The 17,916-nt window shown below is 59.6% G+C and carries 13 protein-coding genes and 1 pseudogene; 8 read left to right on the forward strand and 6 right to left on the reverse strand.

Translation table 11 applies throughout. The features are described 5' to 3' along the window. Positions 1-57 precede the first annotated feature (57 nt). From FBZ93_RS33295 to nolL, 4 genes are all read right to left on the reverse strand, one after another. Positions 58-444, reverse strand: a complete 387-nt coding sequence (locus FBZ93_RS33295; RefSeq protein ID WP_146991662.1) for a response regulator transcription factor — start codon at positions 442-444, stop codon at positions 58-60. 93 nt (positions 445-537) lie between these two features. Then, the gene (locus FBZ93_RS33300; RefSeq protein WP_433995465.1) at positions 538-1,215 is read right to left on the reverse strand and encodes a response regulator transcription factor; all 678 of its coding nucleotides are present in this window, start codon (positions 1,213-1,215) and stop codon (positions 538-540) included. Continuing rightward, on the reverse strand, positions 1,212-3,881 hold the full coding sequence (locus FBZ93_RS33305) for a PAS domain S-box protein (RefSeq protein WP_146991663.1): 2,670 nt from the start codon (positions 3,879-3,881) through the stop codon (positions 1,212-1,214). Before FBZ93_RS33305 ends, FBZ93_RS33300 begins: the two co-directional genes overlap by 4 nt. A gap of 363 nt (positions 3,882-4,244) precedes the next feature. Continuing rightward, complete coding sequence (nolL, locus tag FBZ93_RS33310; protein ID WP_146991770.1) at positions 4,245-5,357, reverse strand: nodulation factor fucose acetyltransferase NolL; 1,113 nt, start codon at positions 5,355-5,357, stop codon at positions 4,245-4,247. A 181-nt stretch (positions 5,358-5,538) separates the two neighbouring features. Here nolL and FBZ93_RS33315 point away from each other — a divergent pair, with 181 nt between their 5' ends. The 3 genes from FBZ93_RS33315 to FBZ93_RS33325 all read left to right on the forward strand — a co-directional run bounded on the left by FBZ93_RS33315 (position 5,539) and on the right by FBZ93_RS33325 (position 8,233). Next, positions 5,539-6,564: a phospholipase D family protein gene (locus tag FBZ93_RS33315; RefSeq protein ID WP_146991664.1), complete on the forward strand. Its 1,026-nt coding sequence runs from the start codon at positions 5,539-5,541 to the stop codon at positions 6,562-6,564. Between the two features lie 218 nt (positions 6,565-6,782). Further along, positions 6,783-7,973 (forward strand): tellurite resistance TerB C-terminal domain-containing protein, encoded by a 1,191-nt coding sequence (locus FBZ93_RS33320; protein WP_246667752.1) that lies wholly within the window; start codon positions 6,783-6,785, stop codon positions 7,971-7,973. Next, positions 7,970-8,233: a BREX system ATP-binding domain-containing protein gene (locus FBZ93_RS33325; protein WP_246667762.1), complete on the forward strand. Its 264-nt coding sequence runs from the start codon at positions 7,970-7,972 to the stop codon at positions 8,231-8,233. Before FBZ93_RS33320 ends, FBZ93_RS33325 begins: the two co-directional genes overlap by 4 nt. Here the strand turns inward: FBZ93_RS33325 and FBZ93_RS33330 are convergent. Both FBZ93_RS33330 and FBZ93_RS33335 read right to left on the reverse strand, forming a co-directional pair. After that, positions 8,195-9,832, reverse strand: a pseudogene (locus FBZ93_RS33330) (DEAD/DEAH box helicase); the annotation flags it as partial. The gene FBZ93_RS33325 and the pseudogene FBZ93_RS33330 overlap by 39 nt on opposite strands. After that, positions 9,801-10,988 carry an ATP-binding protein gene (locus tag FBZ93_RS33335; protein WP_246667753.1) on the reverse strand — a complete coding sequence of 396 codons (1,188 nt, stop codon included), beginning with the start codon at positions 10,986-10,988 and terminating at the stop codon, positions 9,801-9,803. The pseudogene FBZ93_RS33330 and the gene FBZ93_RS33335, both read right to left, overlap by 32 nt. Here FBZ93_RS33335 and FBZ93_RS33340 point away from each other — a divergent pair. The 5 genes from FBZ93_RS33340 to FBZ93_RS33360 all read left to right on the forward strand — a co-directional run bounded on the left by FBZ93_RS33340 (position 10,965) and on the right by FBZ93_RS33360 (position 17,475). Beyond that, positions 10,965-11,507 (forward strand): DEAD/DEAH box helicase, encoded by a 543-nt coding sequence (locus FBZ93_RS33340; protein ID WP_146991665.1) that lies wholly within the window; start codon positions 10,965-10,967, stop codon positions 11,505-11,507. The genes FBZ93_RS33335 and FBZ93_RS33340 overlap by 24 nt on opposite strands. Positions 11,508-11,542: 35 nt before the next feature. Beyond that, a complete protein-coding gene (locus FBZ93_RS33345) occupies positions 11,543-14,941 on the forward strand; it encodes a TM0106 family RecB-like putative nuclease (protein ID WP_146991666.1) in 3,399 nt (1,132 codons plus the stop codon). Between the two features lie 64 nt (positions 14,942-15,005). Beyond that, positions 15,006-15,737, forward strand: coding sequence for a hypothetical protein (locus FBZ93_RS33350; RefSeq protein ID WP_146991667.1), 732 nt, complete (start codon positions 15,006-15,008; stop codon positions 15,735-15,737). A 135-nt stretch (positions 15,738-15,872) separates the two neighbouring features. Then, a complete protein-coding gene (locus FBZ93_RS33355) occupies positions 15,873-16,457 on the forward strand; it encodes a hypothetical protein (protein ID WP_146991668.1) in 585 nt (194 codons plus the stop codon). Positions 16,458-16,494: 37 nt separating this feature from the next. Further along, the gene (locus FBZ93_RS33360) at positions 16,495-17,475 is read left to right on the forward strand and encodes a restriction endonuclease (protein WP_246667754.1); all 981 of its coding nucleotides are present in this window, start codon (positions 16,495-16,497) and stop codon (positions 17,473-17,475) included. Positions 17,476-17,916: the final 441 nt, after the last annotated feature.

Raw genomic sequence — 17,916 nt, forward strand, 5'->3', positions numbered from 1 at the left:
CATGCCGGCAAAGCGGTGCTCAGATCAGATGCAGGGTAGAGCGGACGGCTCGTTGGCTCAGCTTCCGGCGCCGCCGCGGTGCTTCTCCAGTGCGGTATCAAGGCACTTGATCAACATATGTGCGGCGAAGGGCTTTGCCAGGAACCCGATCGCTCCGGCACCCAGCGCAGCGGCACGAACCCGGTCATTGGGAAATGCCGTGATGAGAATGAAAGGCGCGTCGTAATCCCGAGCCCGCATCTCCGCGACTAGATCCAAGCCGCTCATCACCGACATCTGCACATCCGTAATTACACAGGACGTTTCATCCAGCTGAGGCGACTCCAGGAACTCCTTGGCCGACGCAAACGTATGGACGATGTAGCCGCGCGACTTGAGCAGGTTCTCTATCGCAGCACGGACTGAGGCGTCATCATCGACAACGGAAATCAAAGGCGTTGACAAGACCAGCCCTCCTGACGCTGGAAAGCGCTTGCCGACGGCATCAGCACCTTGGACGATAAAGTGGGCATGAGGGGCGAGCTTGTAAAATCATACTTAGGTTTGTTCGCCGCGGTTGGCATGAAGTCCGAGTTTCTCAGCCATTCTGATCAAATCGGCGAGCGACCGCGCACGCATCTTTTTCATCACGTGTCCCCGATAGATCTTCACGGTAATCTCGGCGAGCCCGAGCTCAGCGGCTATTTGCTTGTTCATTAGGCCAGTAGCTACCAGTTTCAATACCGCTTGCTCGCGTGGGCTTAAGGTATCGAACAAAGACCGCAGGTTCGCGACCGTCTGCTCGGCCTCCCGTCTCTTGCGATCCCGTTCGGTCGCCGCCACCACCGCATCAAGAAGTTCCTGCTCGCGAAACGGCTTGGTGAGAAAATCGACCGCTCCCCCCTTCATGGCCCTGACGCTCATGGGAATGTCGCCATGGCCGGTGATGAAAATAATCGGAATATGAATGTTCGACTTTGCCAGCTCAGCCTGGAACTCAAGCCCGCTCTGTCCCGGTAGACGGATGTCAAGAACCAGACAGCTGACAACATCCGGAACGTTGCTCTGCAGCATTTCGTGGGCTGATCCGAAAGCCACCACGTCCAGACCCACCGATTGAAAAAGGTTCGCGAGCGACCGACGCATCGAAGCGTCATCCTCGACAACGAACACGATCGCACTTGTCGGCCCCGCAGCCTTCCTGCTTTCTCGCGGCGAGTCAAAGCGCCCAATCACGATACGACCTCCTCATGCAATGGCAGAACAAATTGAAAGGTCGCGCCCGGCTCCTGCTTGCGAACGATTGACAGGCGCCCTCCATGAGCTTCGACAATGGAACGGCAGATCGAGAGACCCATTCCAAGGCCGCTCGATTTGGTGGTGAAGAATGGATCCAAGATGCGGTCGGTGTCATCCTCGGCGATCCCGACGCCGCAATCGGTCACCGAGAGCTGCACCCGCCCCATATCATCCCGGGATGACTGAATCACGAGTTCGCGCGTGCGGTCATCAACCGCTTGCATGGCTTCGATCCCGTTCATCACCAGATTGATGATCACCTGCTGCAGTTGAACCCGGTCCGCCAGAATCGCGGGAAGCGACGGCGCCAACTCGGTCCGCAAGGTGACTTGGTGATTAGCCAACTCGCGCGTCACCAGTGTGATGGCATCCTTAACGACGTCGTTGATATCGATCGTGACCATCTCGATCTCACCTTTTTTCGCATGTGCGCGGACGCGGCGGATCACTTCGCTTGCTCGGATCGCATCTTCGATGATCCACTCCACCGAGCTGCGCGCGGCAGGAAGGTCAGGGGTCTCGCGACCCATCCAACCGAGGCACGCATCGGCGTTGCTGATGATGGCGGCGAGCGGCTGATTTACTTCGTGGGCGATGGAGGCTGTCAGCTCGCCCAGCGTCGTCACGCGCGTCACATGCGCTAGCTCCGCCTGGGCCTTCCGCAGCTCTTGTTCGGCCTGATCTGCCCGAATCATCGCGGTGATGTCGGTGGTGACGCCCCTATAGCCAAGAAAGTTGCCGCTGATGTCAAAAAAGGGCTTGCCGCTGGTCCGGACATAGGTCGGAGAGCCGTTTCGGTTGACGGTGCGATAGATCAGATCTCGAAATGGGAGATGTGCGTCTAGCGTCGCCTGATGTTGTCGCCACTTCTCGGGTTCTTCTTCGACGTCGCGCGCAATTTCCCGGCGGGGCAGGCCGATGAGCCCTTTAGCCAAGACGCCGGCGGCGCTGGCGTGCTCCAAAAATTGGGTAAGCAGGTGGTCTGGTCCGGTTTCCCATAGCCAGTCGGACGCCGTTTCGGCGTAGTCGCGAAAGCGTTGTTCGCTTTCGCGTAGCGCAGCAAGAGTGTTTTCTAGCCGTTCCCTGGCTGCGTGCTGCTCGGTGACATCCATGTGCGTTCCGATGAGCTCGACGGTGGAGCCATCGCTTCCCACCACGGCGTGCGCAATTGCGTGTATGTGCCTTATCCCGCCATCGGGAAGGCAGATCCGGAAGTCATATTCGAAGTTCCCTGTCCTCTGTTCGATAGCCAGGCGCTGCACGTCCTGCTGCAGCGCCAAGTCGTCTGGATGGATACGCGACCGGATGGCCTCAAGCGATACAGGCTCTTCCGGATCGAAGCCAAATAGACGGCTCACTTCGGCGGAGCGGTATGCAAAACAGCGGCGGTGGCAGTCCCAGGACCAGGTGCCCGTGTGACTGAGCTGCTGCGCGTCGGCCAGATAGGCTTCGCTCCGGCGCAGCTGCTGTTCGACCTGCTTTGTTGCGGTGATGTCCGTTGCTGCCCCGACAAACTCGATATCGCCAGTCGGAGTTCTCGTGGCCCGTGCCAGCGCGTGAATGTGCTTTACCGACCCGTCAGGCATCAGCAGTCTGTATTCGTGCTCGAAATCCTCGCCTTGAAACGCTCGATCGAGAACGTCTTGAACGGAAGCCTTATCTTCCGGGTGGGTGCGGTCAAGGACGAGCTGCTGTGTCGGTGTGGCCTCAGGGTCGTATTCAAAAATACGAAAATTCTCCCTGGACCAGAAGACCTCGCCGGTGGCGACGTTCCAGCCGAAGCTGCCGGTGTGGCTCAATTCCTGCGCCTGGGCCAAATGGGCTTCGCTCCGGCGCAGAGCAAGTACCGTCCGCTTTCGCTCAGTGATATCTTCGCAAGCGATGAGGACGATGGGCTTGTCGTCAGCCCACAGCATGGCTTTGGCGTTTTCGCGCACCCACAGAACCGAGCCGTCCTTCCTGACCTTCTGGATGTCCCAGGTGTGCGATTGGCCGATATCTGTAAGGCACGCTTCGATGCATTTGCGGACGACCTCGCGATCTTCGTCCCGAAAGATCTTCAGCACGGATAGGCCGACTATTTCCTCGGGCGCATAGCCGAGTTGTGTCGCACCGAAGGTGTTGACGTTGAGGACCGTTCCGACTTCATCGACCATGAAGTACATGACCGGATTATGCTCAAAGATCGCGCGCCAGCGTTTCTCGCGGTCGCGCAAATCGGCCTCGCTGTGCCGTAGCTTGGCTGCGATCTCACGCGCAGTCTCCCTTTCGTGGCGAACGTTTCTGATCAGGTGCGTTCCGACAATTGATGCGGTAAGGAAAGCGACAAGCACCAGAAGGTCTTGGGGGTCATCGATCCGGAGACTGAAGGTTGGTGGCGTAAACAAGTAGGCCAAAGCCGCGACGGAGACGATGGAAAGCGCGGACGATGCGATGAAGCTGCCCATTAGCGAAAACAGCAATATCACCACCAGATAGGCAAACGCCGTCGCTGCGAAGTGGCTGTGAACGTATGCGGAAGCTAGCGTCACCGCCGCCAGCGTAATGCTTCCGAAAATAAGCTGCGTTACTGAATGTCCGAACTTGCTGAGCTGGTTATACATGCTTGTAGCCGTCCGCCCTTCTCTGGCGGAAGAGATTAACATGTTGGGCAAAAATGCGGCAGTTCCTTTCGCCCCGAACAGCACTTGTGGGCGGTGCCGAGAACGGTCGGCGGTCACTGAACTCAGCATGAGCCGAAGGAAGGTGCATTACAAACGTTCGTATAGTTCTCTTAAACCTTTCAATATCAAATGCTCAGAATGGTGCCTGAGCGTGCGTCTCAAGCTTTTGGCCCGCATCTCCACCCCGCCCCGACCGATTGCTGGAACGGATCGTCGTGGACTGGCCTGCTGTAAACGTGGTTACACGGGCGCCCGCGGTGTTGCGCAGATTGATGCTTCTGTCACAGAGCCGAAAGGACTTGATTAGTTGGTTGCCGACTGAGCTTTGACTGCTTCCGAGCGTGGCGACGTTCCGGCCACAATCCGAGACAACCATCCGAGGTCGCGCACAAGGAAGCGAACGGTCATCGCGATGACAACGATGGACACCCCAAGCATGCCGGCAACGGAGAGTCTGGTCGAGAGATCCCATAGTTCTCCGAACTGAACGAAATCCATGAGACGAAAAACGGTGCCCTGGAGCAGGTAAAGAAGCAGCGTACTCTGGCCCAGCTCCACCGCGACAAAACGAGCCACTCGATTTGAGGAACTGAGTTTCCAGAGCTGAACGATTATTTCAAACGCGATCCAAGAGGCCGCTGCAGAACCAGCGAACATCAGCAACACTTGCTCAGCCGAGGCAGTGTCGTGAATCAGAGCGAGATTGTTGTAGACGTAAGTCTCTTTGCTCCAAGCAAGAAAGCACGTGCAAGCCATTGCAGCGAGGAAGAACATCAAGAGAGATTTGTTGCGTGGAAGAATGCGCGTCCGACATTCGGTCGACTGGGAGAGCAAGAATCCGAGGCAGAAGAACGGGTAAGTGTACCTTATCGAGGGCGCTATCGAAACGGTGACGGGCAAGACTGCGACCGCAATTGCAGACATGCATACGATCCACATCGCTAGGCGACGGAAAATCGTTAGAAGAACCTTTACGACAAGGAAAGAAGCAAATGTCGCCCATATAAACCAGTAAGAGCCGACTAAATCGTTCAAGAAGTCTCCGCCAACTATACTGCTCGAGGGCAAAACCACCGCCGCTTTGGCCGCCTCCAAAAGGGCCCACCAGAACAGTGTTGGCAGCAGCAATTGTGTTGCGCGCTCATTGACGCTACGGGCGAATGATTTTCGCAGGAGGGCTCTCGAAGACAGATATCCGCTTATCGCCATAAAGAGCGGCATATGAAACATGTAGATCGACTTGAAATACGGCGAATCCCAATAGCCATTGCCTCGGTAGATGACGTATTGCAGCAGATGTCCAACGATCACCAAGATAATGAGTATGCCTTTGGCAAAATCGAAGCTTAGATCTCGCTTGTCTGCTCCGGCCGCGTGTGAGCTGTGGCCGGTCGATAGAATTGCGTGATAAAGCATAAAACCCCTGGCTTGGTTGTGCCGCAGCATTGTTGCGGACTACCGTTCCTGAAAGATAGTTGTGCGGTCTCTAGGCAGACGACTTCGCATCAAGGTGTTTACTTAGACGGGGTAGGGGTGTCCACGGCCTGCGGTCGCGGGGATTCGCGCCACGATCGGGCCGACCTGATATCGAGAGAAAATGGCGAAATTTTACGATGAAAAGAGCGTCATTGCCCCGATTCGGAAGATCGCGAAAGGGGGCAGGGACCTGCGGGTCGCTGTTGCCTTCTGGGGAGCCGACGGAGCCAAAACGCTGTCGCTGAAAGGCGCCAGGAACGGTCGCATCATCTGCAATCTCGAATCTGGCGCCTGCAACCCCAAGGAAATCCGGAAGCTTCGTCGGGCGTCCAAAAAATTCAAGATGAAGAGCCACCCGCGACTGCACGCGAAGATCTATTGGTCGCCGCAAGCGGCGGTGATCGGCTCGTCGAACGTTTCCGCCAACGGTCTGGTCGTCGGGGCCGCCGAGGCGAAGGGATGGCGCGAGGCGAACCTTTGGGTCGATCAGGCGGATCTGCTTTGCGACGTCGGAAAGCGGTTCAACGATCTTTGGAAGGAAGCGAAGCCGATCACCGACCAGGGCCTCAAGGATGCCGGGATAAAGTGGAAGGAGCGGGCGAAGGAAACGAAGATCCTTTCGATCGAGAACAAGACGCTGCTGAAGGCGTTCGTCGAGGATCCTGCGGCCTTCCGCGACCAGAAGATATTCCTCGCGATGTATGACGAGGATGTCAGCGAAGAAGCGGCTGCGGCCGAAAGAAAATGGAAGTCGCTCAAGTCGACGGAGCGTTTCGCCGATGGGCTGGTCGTGAAGTCGAGCGGAATGGCCGCCTACGAGGACTGGCGCAAGATGCCTGCGGGGGCCTGGCTCATCGACTGCTCGTACATGGATCAGAAGAGGCCGAGGTACGAAGGCATCTTCCGCGTGTGGGAGGGCGGCGTCGTGAAGCTGTCCGAAAGCAACGTGCAGTTCGCCTACCGGACACGTTCCGTGCTCGTCGGCTCCAGATCTTTCAGGCTGTCGGATGACGAGAAGCGAGCCATCGAGGAGCACGGAAAGCGTCTCTTTAGGGCGACACGCCGGCGGCCTGGTCTGTTGCTCGAGCTGGAAGCGGTGGCAAGGATCTGCGGACTCTCCCGCAATGCGGCTTCTCGGCGCCGCTGATCGGCGGAGCCAGGTTGCCGCCGCGGACTAGCGATGGCCTTCCTTTGCAGAAATTCCCATGACCTCGACGGTGCCGGTCTTCCAGCCAGGTTGGTCCTCAAGCACGACGGAAGGCGACGAAATCTCCCGAACCATTGAGGCAGCTCGTGCAGGATTGTACTGACGAACTCGATAGCTTCAGCCGATTGCTGGGAAAACGGCCAGACGCGAGAAATTCGGTGCAGGCTGCGCTCATGCTTCCGCCCGATCTCTTGTCGGAAACGGGTTTCGAGGCATTGAACCAGTTCAAGGCCCGCCTGTCGGAGGTGATGGGCGGCCAGGGTCGCGCCAGCACCAAGATGCGGACGGTCCTTCAGGCGGCGAATTTCGAGGTTCAGGAACAGGGCAAGGTATCGCCGGGGCTCGCCGACCAATTGAGCCAGGTGCTTGACCTCGTCGATGTCGCCATCGAGCCGGATCGCCGGTTCGGGAGCGCCGTCCCGCAGTTGGACGATCAGGTCTTCCTGTTCAGCGCTCCCGGCGGCGGGCATGTCGATCCCGAGCGTCCGGCTTATCGGACGATGAAAGCTCAGGTCGAAGTCGCCGTACTCGCTGCAGCAGCGGACGGCCAAACGTCCGGAGACGAGATGTCGCGCGTGATCGCCGGCATCCGGGACGGGAAAGAAGACCTCAGCGCGATCGAGCGGGCCCGTCTTATTGCCTTCGCCGTGACGACCTTCAACAGCCCGCCGAAGCTGTCGAGGGTGATGAAACGATTGGCGGAGCGAAGCGACGCCGAGCGCGAGGCGATTGCCAACGCCGCGCTTGCCGTCGTAAGGGGCAGCGGCAGCGTCGACCCGGACGAGGTCAGATTCCTCGAGCGGCTCCACAAGGCTTTGGGCCTACCCAAGGAGCGCGTCTATTCCGAGCTGCACCGAGCGGCACCGCGAAACGATGAACCGGTAGCGATCTCGGAAGAAAGGCGCGAAGCCGGAATACCGATTCCCAAGGAGGCGCCTCCGAAGCCCGATTTCACGGCAGGCGTGAAGATCGACGCCGTGCGTCTCGCCCGAACTCAGCGCGAAACGGCGGTGGTTTCCGAGCTGCTCGCGAACATCTTCGAGGAAGAGCCGGCGCCTTCCACGGTCGAGACGCCGGTCGCCTCTGCGGCGAACGGCGCATCCTTCGAAGGCCTGGACGGGCCGCATACCGAGCTGCTGGAGCTGATCGAACTGAAGGGATCCATACCGAAGGTCGAATTCGAGGAGCGGGCTCGCGCGATGAAGCTCCTCCCCGAGGGCGCACTGGAGCGGATAAACGACTGGTCCTTCGACCGCTTCGACGAACCTCTTTTGGAAGAGGGAGACGAAATCGTCATGGCGCCGCAACTGCGACCGCGATTGGCTGAACTGAGAGAGACGACGACATGAGCAAGGCTCCGAAGGCGATAAAGCCGAAGGAACGGGATACGATCATCCAGGCGCTGAGCGCGGGCGTCGTTCCGCGAATAGGTCTTCCGCATATCCAGGTCGGCAGAGCCGCGGAGATCGGAGCCCTGCTGCGCGACATCGACCGCATCGCCGACGGCGGAGCCGCCGTCAGGTTCGTGATCGGCGACTACGGCGCCGGCAAGACTTTTTTCGCGAACCTCATCCTTGTGGACGGGATAGGTGATCGGCAGAGTCCCTAGCGTCCGTCCGCCGACCGTCAGTCGCCATTCTTCGCCGGACTCGAAGACCGCGAAGAAGTTGCGCGACTGCGCGGTCTTTTCGCCCTCCTGTCCGAGCATCAGCGTGCCGTCCTCGGCCTGCTCGACGAAACGCACGTCGCGGGATCCGAGATGGCGCAGCAGGTTCGCGAAGTCGGCGGGAGCGATGGACGCGAAGGGCCCGGGCCCGGACAGAAGATCGTATAGCGGTTTGGGCCTGATTCCTCCCCGCTCAACGATCACAGAGAGTATCTGATGGATCAACGTCGATGCGATCTCGGGCGACGTGCCGGCCTCTTCGACGAATCCCTGAAGAAGCAGTCTGACGACGGCGACCGACCTGATCGTGTTGGGGCGAAGACGGTCGAGAATTCCGGACTTCTGGTCGATGTTGGGCTCTCTCAGGTAGATGCGCAGGACCGACGGGGTGCCGCGGCGTCTGCCGGTCCGGCCCAGCCGTTGCCTTAGCGACGCCAGCGAACGCGGCGCCCCTATCTGGGCGACCGACTTCACCGAGCCGATGTCGACGCCAAGCTCCAGGGTCGAAGTGCAGACCGCCGTCGTAGGCAGCCTCCCGTCCTTGAGGCGGTCCTCCAGCTCCTCCCGCAATACTTTCGAAAGACTTCCATGGTGGGGATAGAATTCGTTCGGCACGTTCAGCTTTTCGGAGCGTCGTCGTAACCGGTCGGCGGTCGATTCGACGGTTCGCCTCGATCCGCCGAAGACGAGATTGTTTTCGCCTCGCAGCGTCTCGAAAAGATGGTCCGAGATCGAATCTAGTGCGATCCGACGGGGCAGATCTTGTTCGCTCCCTGTCCCGCCCTCGGCGTGATCCGGATCGTCCAGATCGAGTGGCTCGACGTATCCTCTGACCTGAAGCCTCAACTCGGGCGCATCAGACTTCGCCAGAAGTTCTGCGACGCGATCTGGATCGGCCGGTCGCAGCCAGGCGCGCGCTTGTCCCAAATCGCCGATGGTCGCCGAAAGACCCACCCTACGCGCAGGGCGCGCCGCCATCGCGTCGATGCGCCGGAGCAGGCTCGCGACGTGAAGGCCCCTCGGCCCCTGCAGGAACGAGTGGAGTTCGTCGACGACGATGAAGTCGGCGGCCGAGAGCAGCCTTTTGGCGTCCGCAGGGCGACGGACGAACATCGCTTCGATGGACTCCGGCGTGATGAGCGCGATCCCGTCTGGTTTGCTCATCGCTTTCTTCTTGTCGGCTTGCGGCGCGTCGCCGTGCCACCTGACGACCGGGATCTCCATGCTTTCGCAGAGCTCCTCCAGACGCCGGAATTGATCGTTGATGAGAGCCTTGAGCGGACTGACGTAGAGAACCGAGAAGCCCGAAGCCTTCCGGTCCGCGATCGAAGTCAGGATCGGCAGAAACGCCGCCTCTGTCTTGCCGGCGGCGGTCGTCGCCGCGATAAGGATATCGCGGTCGCCGTCGAGCACCTCCATGATGGTGCGGGCCTGGATCTCACGCAGTTCATCCCAGCCCTGGTCGCGAATCCAGCGGCGGATCTTCGGATGGAGCCTGTGATAGGCGGATTCAAGTCCCGATGCGGAGGCTGGTGAGCTCATCGCCATCTCCCGCTTGCGGGCCCCCCTCCGGGACCATCTCCTCCTGACCGTGGAGGTCGGCCGCGACTTGCACCTGCCCCAGCAGATCCTGCCATCTGGCGCCCGGATTCTGTTCCAGGACGGACAGCAACTGGACGAACGCCTTGACCGTCGTCCGTGGCGTGCGGAAATAGGCTTCGCCGATCCGGCGGTCGCAGTGATGCATGAACGCGGGCAACGCCTCGTCCGGGACCAGATATTTGGAAGGATCGCCGGCCGCGAAGACGTTTCTGATGTTCGACAGCAGGACGAGAAGATCCTCAGGCGTCAGACTCTGAAGATTGATGACCGGTCCCGAAAGATCGACCAGGCCTCCCGTTGCGAACTGGTTCTCCGCGAGCCGCGACTGCAACGCTTCGTAGCTGTACAGCCCTCGTCTAGTGTCCATCAGGAACTGCGGCGTGCCGCACATCATGAAGCCGATGCTGGACGTGTTGCCCTGCAGCGCGTCGTTGACGATGCGGAGGATCTGCTCAAAATTCAGCTTCCGCGCCTGGGCGCTCTGCAGCTTGTAGATGTTCACCATCTCGTCGAACATGACGAGAAGCCCGGCATAGCCCGCCACCTTCGTCAGGCATGCGAGGGATTTCAAGGAATCGTACACGCTGTCGTCGTCGACGATCGTCCTGACGCCGAGCGATTTGTTGGCTTCCGTCTTGGTCGAGAATTCCCCGCGCAGCCACCGCAGCGCCGCCGTCTTGAGGTCCTCGTTCGACGTCTCGCTGCCGCGCCAATATGCCTTCAGGACGGTGGCGAAATCGTAGCCGCCGACGAATTCCTGTATCGGCGCCAATTTTTCGTCGATGACCTTTTCGACCGCGATCTGCCGTTCTCCCGCTTCCTTCACGCCGTCCGTCACCAACCGTTCCACGACGGCCGCCAACGCGCCGCCTTCCGGCTTCGTCCGCGTAGCCATGTTGCGGACCGCTTCGGAATACAGTGCCCTGGCCTGGCCACCGCCGGCATGGATGCGCCGGTCCGGTGCCAGATCCGCATGGACGGTGACACACTTCCGCTCCAGCGCGATCAATCTGATGGCCTGGTCGTCTTCGCCGGACGACGGTGGGTCGTACTGGAGCTGGACGAACAGACGATGACGTTGGTGGTCGCGCCGCATCCGGGCGGTGTCGTGCCACGCTTCGAGCCTGCGGCCGGTGAGCCGGCGCACGACCGCCTGGTTGCGGAGATGCGATCGGTCTATCTCGCGAACGATGTCCCGCCTTACCTCGACGAGAAGGCTAGAGGCCTGCTGTCCGACGGGCGCGAGATGTTCAGAAATCTGGATCTGGAACACCGATGGCTCGTCCCCGAGGATCGGGACATGCACGTTTTTCTCTGGCGAGGTTCTCAGGCGACGGCCGTCTTCAGTGCGGCCTTGGCGATGGCCGGCCTCAAATCCGGCGTTCACGAACTGGGCGTGTCGGTGTCCAAGATAAAACAGGAAGAGCTCCGGCCGATCTTGGACAAGCTCGCGCAGATGCGGGAGATTGATCCAGAGGACGTTTCGGAATTCGTCGCCAATATCAAGGTCGGAAAATTCAGAGAGCAGGTCCCCGAAGGATTGGCGCGGTCGCTCTGGGCCAAGCAGAACCGCGCAAAGATAGCCGACATATCGGCGATGGCCGGCGGCAGGTAGCCGTCCGAGCTTCGGCCGCGAGGGGGAGGGACAATATGTACCGAACGAGCGGGAATCTTTTTCTCAGCGCCGGCGACCTCGTCGGGCACTTGAATTGCCGGTACCTGACCGCGCTCGACGTCAAGGTGGCGAACGGCGAACTGACCAAGCCGAAGATCTGGGACCCGGTGCTCGAAACGCTGGCGGAGCGCGGTGCCTTGCACGAGCGCGATTACGTCGATCATCTGACTTCGACCGGTACGGTCGCGACCTCGATCGACGGTGTGGGCGTTGACGCGACGGCGGTCGCTGCCACCCGCGAAGCTCTTGGCAGGGGCGACCCCATCATCGTGCAGGCGGCGCTGCAAAGCGGCGTGTGGAGCGGCAGGGCCGACGTCCTTCGCCGCGTCGAGAAGCCCAGCAGGCTAGGCGCGTGGTCGTATCAGGTCACCGACACGAAGTTGTCCCGCGAAACGAAGGGCAACACGATCCTGCAGATATCGCTGTATTCCGATCTCCTTTCCGAGATGCAAGGTTGCGAAGCGGACTCGGCTTTCGTCGTCACTCCGGGAACGGATTTCACGCCTGAGGAATACCGGGTTGCCGACTACGCGGCCTATTACCGCCATGTCAGGGCCAGCCTCGAGAAGGCCGTGTCGGGTCAGGACGCCGTCGCCGCCTATCCGGAGCCGATCGAGCATTGCGAAATCTGCCGTTGGCGCGTTCATTGCGACGAGAAGCGGAGGGCCGACGACCACATGTCGCTGGTCGCGGGCATCAGCAAGTCCCAGATCGGCGAATTGGAAAGACGAGGGGTCCGCACGACCACGGAGCTCGCGGCGGTGCCTCTGCCGCTGCAATGGAGACCCGATCGTGGGGCTGCCAAGAGCTTCGAAAAGATACGCGAGCAGGCGAGAATCCAGATCGAGGGGATCAAGGCCGGCAGAACCCTGTACGAGACGCTCGCTCCTGCGGCAGGGTTCGGATTGGCGCGTCTTCCGGAGCCGTCGGCGGGCGATATCTTTTTCGACTTCGAGGGAGATCCGTTCGTCGGCGACGGCGGCCTCGAGTTCCTGTTTGGATACGTCTACGCCGATGCGGACGGGTCGGAGCGATACGTCGGAGACTGGGCCTCCGACAGGCAGGAGGAGCGGGCGGCCTTCGAGCGTTTCGTCGACTTCGTGACGCTGCGTCTGAAGCAATATCCGGACCTGCACATCTATCACTTCGCTCCGTATGAGCCGGCGGCGATGAAGCGCCTGATGGGTCGTTACGCGACGCGCGAAAACGAGGTCGACAATCTTCTTCGCGGGGAGATCTTCGTCGATCTCTTCTCGGTCGTACGTCATGCCATCAGAGCCAGCGTGGAAAGCTATTCGATCAAGAAGCTCGAGCCGCTCTACGGCTTTGTCCGTAACGTGCCGTTGGCCGACGTCGGAGCCGTGATGACCCGGACGCAGGCGCGTCTCGAACTTGCGGATCCTTCAGGCATTCCCGAAGCCGACAAGATCGCCATCAAGGGCTACAATTGTGACGACTGCGTCTCCACAAAGGGTTTGCGGAACTGGTTGGAAATGGTTCGAACGGCCGTGGTCGCCGACGGGGCGACCATCGAAAGGCCGGCGGCCCCGACCGCCGAGATCAGTGCCGAGCTCGACGAGTGGCAGAAGAAGGTTGCCGCGCTCGTGGCGAGGCTTACCCTCGGCGTGCCGGACGACATATTACAACGTAGCCCGCAACAGCAGGCCCGCTGGCTCCTCGCCTTCATGCTCGACTGGCACGGCCGGGAGAAGAAGGCCGTCTGGTGGGAATACTTTCGGCTTCGCGACCTGTCCGCCGAGGACCTGCTTCACGAACGCGATGGCCTGTCGGACATGACATTCCTGAAACAGGTCGGCGGCACGGCCAAGGTACCCGTTCATCGATACGGGTTCGCGCTCCAGGACACGGACATCCGCGATGGCGACGAACTCAGGAGCATCGGAGGCGACAAGTTCGGGCGCGTCGTGGAGATTTCGCTCGAAGAACGCACCATCGATATCAAGAAGCGAGGAGATACCGCCACGTTGCATCCCGAGGCCGTCTTCGCCCATAGCTACGTCGACACCCAGGTGCTTTCCGATTCCCTCATGCGGCTCGGCGAGTATGCCGCGGACCACGGCATGGAGGGCGTCGGCGAGCACAGAGCGGCCCGAGATCTGCTGATGGGCGTCGCACCCCGCCTGCGCGGACAAGCGCTCCAGATCGCGGGAGAGGAGACCCTCGCCGCGGCCATTCGAGCCGCGCTGAATCTCCAGGAAAGCGTCCTTCCGGTGCAGGGACCGCCCGGCGCGGGCAAGACCTACACGGGTGCTCGCATGATCTGCGCACTGGCGAAGGGCGGCAGGTCCGTCGGTGTCACCGCGAACAGTCACAAGGTGATCCGCAATCTTCTCGACGAGGTCGTCGTGGCGGCCCGCAGCGAGGGTATTTCGATCGGATGCATCCAGAAGGTATCCGACCGAGAGGACGACCAGCCGCCGCTAAGGTTCACGACCGACAATGCGGACTTTCTCGACGCCCTGCATTCGGACTGCAAGGTCGGCGGAGCGACGGCTTGGTTCTGGGCGAGAACCGATGCCGCGAGCAGCGTCGACGTTCTTTTCATCGACGAGGCCGCTCAGATGTCGCTTGCGAACGTCCTGGCCGTGTCACAGGCCGCCAAGAGCATCGTTCTGCTCGGAGATCCCCGGCAACTCGAGCAACCTATCCAGGGCAGTCATCCGGACGGCGTCGACGTCTCTTCCCTCGATCACATTCTCGGCGTCCACGCGACCGTACCGGTCGACCGCGGCCTCTTTCTGCCGGAAACGTGGCGACTTCATCCTTCGATATGCCGCTTCAATTCGGAGATGTTCTACGAAAGCCGTCTATATCCTCGCCCGGGACTGGATAACCAGTCGATTCGGTCCAGCGGGCGATTGCAAGGAACGGGTCTTCGCTACCTTTCCGTGGAGCACGAGGGCAATCAGAGCTCGTCGCGGGAAGAGGCCGACTGCGTTCGCGACCTCGTCATGGACATTATGGGAAGCGGGACGACCTGGATAAACCGCGAAGGCATCGAAGCGCCGGTAGGCTTGGGCGAGATATTGATTATCGCTCCCTACAACGCTCAGGTGTTCGAGTTGCAGGAGCGCCTTCCCGGCGCCCGCATTGGCACCGTGGACAAATTCCAGGGGCGAGAGGCCCCGATCGTGATCTATTCGATGACGACGTCAAGTCATGCCGATGCACCCCGCGGTATGGAGTTTCTGTACAGCGCCAATCGCTTGAATGTCGCGACCTCGCGCGCGAAGTGTATTTGCGTGATCGTTGCATCGCCACGACTATTCGAAGCGGAGTGTCGAACGCCGAAACAGATGCAACTGGCGAATGCGTTTTGTCGATATCTGGAATTGTCGATACGACTGAATTAACAACGAAGCGTGTCTTGCGTCGAATATGCGAAGGTCGTCGCGTATGCGGATAACGGGACGCCCCATGGCCAAACCATCTGCTCTAAAGCTTGACCTCGTGCCTCGCACCTTGTGGGGTCACAATCTTCGCTCGTCGGAACACGGGCTTGGTCCACAGCGATGGAAAGCGCTTCGCCGCCGCTTATTGAACGAAGCTGGCGGTAAATGCTCCATCTGTGGATCCAGCGATAGGCTGCACGGTCATGAAGTGTGGAAGTATGAGGAGGGATTGAAGCGCGGCAAAGCAACGCTGGTTCGCGTCGAGATCATTTGCTGGTCTTGCCATGCCATTGCTCATTGGGGAAATACGGTTCGCCTGATCCTCAGCGGCGCGATAAGCCACGAGACTCACATGGCGCTCCGCAAACACTTCCGCCGGGTCAATCGCTGTCGGCAGGTGGATTTTGACCGTCGCACCAAACGCGCGCTGTCCATCCACCAGCGGCGTTCAGAGGTCGAGTGGGACATCGATTGGGGACCGTATCAAGATGCGGTGGCTGAGGCGAAGGGCGCAAGAACTCGCTGGAGGGAGCGCCAGTCCACTTCTGAGCAGCCGCCAACGCGAAACGATTCTGACGCTGGACCAGGGCATCATTCACCTGCTCGTTGCCCAGCGTGCAATGCCGCGGACTCGTTAGACCTTATTGACGAAGATTCCGACGACATGAGCGAGGGCCAGGCTTCGGATTACCTAGCCGGAATGTTCGGCTCATCCGTCTGTCGCGAGTGCGGCCATGTCGTTGATTGGGAAATCTGATGTCCGCTCCGCCTCCGACTCTTTGACGGAATTCGCGGCCTGCGCGACCGCAAGTCGGACATATCCCTCTCGACAACCTGGCGTTTTGGCGTCAATTTTGGCGTAAGAAACTCCGTCCTGCCCGAAGGAGATGCAATGAGACCGCTTCTCGTGATAGCTGCGCTAATTTCGAGTTTGGCCCCCGCTCAGGCTGACGATGCGCCCAGCCGGATCGACACCATCACCAAATCGGCGCGGGACATGATACCCGCGATGCGTTCATTGCCATCCGTCTCGATGCCATCGATGCCAGATTTGCCGCTGCCTGATTTTTCCGACACGACCGGCAAACTCATGACCGAGTTCAATACCTTCACGCAACAAGTTGGCGATGCACTGCCGCTCCTCGAACAAATGGGTTACGAGGTCACGACTTTCAAAGTGACCTGGGGACTTCCGCCGAAGGCAAGGTTGCGGTTGAAATCGAATGGCAACGCGGAAATCCAAAGAGTGAACGCCATCGCCGCAAAGGGCACGAGCGGCGGCGCTCTGATCTCTGCTCTCATTACGAGCGCCGCAACGGCGAAGCGCATCCAGAACACCATGAAGCTCGGCACAGCTTACCTCGATGTAGATTTCGCCATTCCGCCTCGGGTCAATATGAAATTCGTAAGCCTAAAGGCGAATGAGAAAGGGGAATTGCCGCGCGATACGGACGATTTAGAGATCAGTTGCAAATAGAGTACCTACATCGCAGCTATGCCCGTTTGGAGGGGCCGTGTTCGACAATGTAACTGACGGCATTAAAAAGTGGCTGATTGGCGTCTTCGCCGCGGCAATCAAACACACTTCCCGGCCGGAGGATCGGGTGATTGCGATCCGATGGCTCAGCCAGTCGCGCGATGTTGTTGCGAGCGACATCGGCACCATCGACAAATTCAAACGACTGAACGCGCTCATCAATTCGCGCACGGCCATCGTAGCAGTTGCGAACAGTGTCTCGGAGGCAGTCTCGAGCTACCGCAAATCGAACCTGCCTTGGTCCATGAAGATCGCGCTGCCTGCAACCCTCGCCGCGATTCCGTTGGTTGGTGGTCATGCGGCCGGGATCGCAGCATTTGGCGGCGCTCTCGGCGTCCCGGTGCTTCTACTGATTTTTCTCGGAACCGCGGGCATCACCTCAATCATTGAAGCTGTCGTGACAAGCCCAGAGGCCCAAACTCACGTTGCGGAAATTATCGACGTGATTATTTCAGATGAACGGTTGCGTCGCACCAGCGCTGAAATGAAGGCTGCGATGAAAGAGCAGCCGATGGATCCCACCCGTTTCGCAATGCCGAAGGAGGAGATGGCGCTGCGACAGCATTTGCTCGACATGGATCCGTTCAATTTTGAAAGACATAGCATGAGCTTTTTTCAAAGGGCGGGACTCGAAGCGTGGGCTACACGAAAATCGAACGATTTTGGCGTGGACGGTTTTGCCGTCCACCCTGACGGATTGATTATCGTGCAATGCAAGCGAAACTCGGCGGAAAACAAAGTGGGCCGTCCAACCGTCCAACAATTCAAGGGAGTCGCTGAAGAACAAAGCGCTCACCGTGGTTTCATCATTACGACATCCAGTTTCACCGATGACGCCATCCACTCAGCGGCTCTGACAGACAGGATCGTGCTTATTGCGATGGATGATCTGGTGCGCTGGCACTTAGAACCACCGTCATTCGATTTCCACCCGCCCGTTGGGGACATTTCAGCTTAGTCGAGACTGGCACCAATTGATATTGGACGGGCGACAGGCATCTGCCGCGAGCCGACACAGCGAGGACAAATTGGAGCGCCATACCGAAAAGCATCCTTACAGCTGTCTTGAGGCAATGCGAGGCGCGTGCATAACAAAGGATCGTCGCCAATCGGTGGGACGGTCAACAATCGGTGGTTGCTCCCAGCCGGCCAGTGGGGTGCCGCTGTTCGAATTGGTCTACTTTGCTTCGGTCCGGTGGACGGAGGCCGTCCGCATCAACATCGCACGATTTCAAATCATGAGCGAAATTGTTGCTCTCAAGCTACCGCGTCAAATCATGAAGTGGGACGAGGAGACATCAACGCGGGAGTACCGATAGAGGCTGTTGATGACTCTCCATCGTGTCTATCAACGACCGATATCTGCAAGACCTCGTCTCAACGTCTGAGAAGTGAGCGC

The organism is Bradyrhizobium macuxiense, from assembly GCF_007993935.1.
GTDB lineage: Bacteria > Pseudomonadota > Alphaproteobacteria > Rhizobiales > Xanthobacteraceae > Bradyrhizobium > Bradyrhizobium macuxiense_A.

What these genes read in the sequence shown, in the direction of transcription:
- FBZ93_RS33345 (WP_146991666.1), top strand. Translation starts at nt 11,543, where the DNA reads ATGTACCGAACGAGCGGGAATCTTTTTCTCAGCGCCGGCGACCTCGTC.
- FBZ93_RS33340 (WP_146991665.1), top strand. Translation starts at nt 10,965, where the DNA reads ATGACGTTGGTGGTCGCGCCGCATCCGGGCGGTGTCGTGCCACGCTTC.
- nolL (WP_146991770.1), bottom strand. Translation starts at nt 5,357, where the DNA reads ATGCTTTATCACGCAATTCTATCGACCGGCCACAGCTCACACGCGGCC.
- FBZ93_RS33305 (WP_146991663.1), bottom strand. Translation starts at nt 3,881, where the DNA reads ATGTATAACCAGCTCAGCAAGTTCGGACATTCAGTAACGCAGCTTATT.
- FBZ93_RS33315 (WP_146991664.1), top strand. Translation starts at nt 5,539, where the DNA reads ATGGCGAAATTTTACGATGAAAAGAGCGTCATTGCCCCGATTCGGAAG.
- FBZ93_RS33355 (WP_146991668.1), top strand. Translation starts at nt 15,873, where the DNA reads ATGAGACCGCTTCTCGTGATAGCTGCGCTAATTTCGAGTTTGGCCCCC.
- FBZ93_RS33335 (WP_246667753.1), bottom strand. Translation starts at nt 10,988, where the DNA reads ATGCGGCGCGACCACCAACGTCATCGTCTGTTCGTCCAGCTCCAGTAC.
- FBZ93_RS33350 (WP_146991667.1), top strand. Translation starts at nt 15,006, where the DNA reads ATGGCCAAACCATCTGCTCTAAAGCTTGACCTCGTGCCTCGCACCTTG.
- FBZ93_RS33325 (WP_246667762.1), top strand. Translation starts at nt 7,970, where the DNA reads ATGAGCAAGGCTCCGAAGGCGATAAAGCCGAAGGAACGGGATACGATC.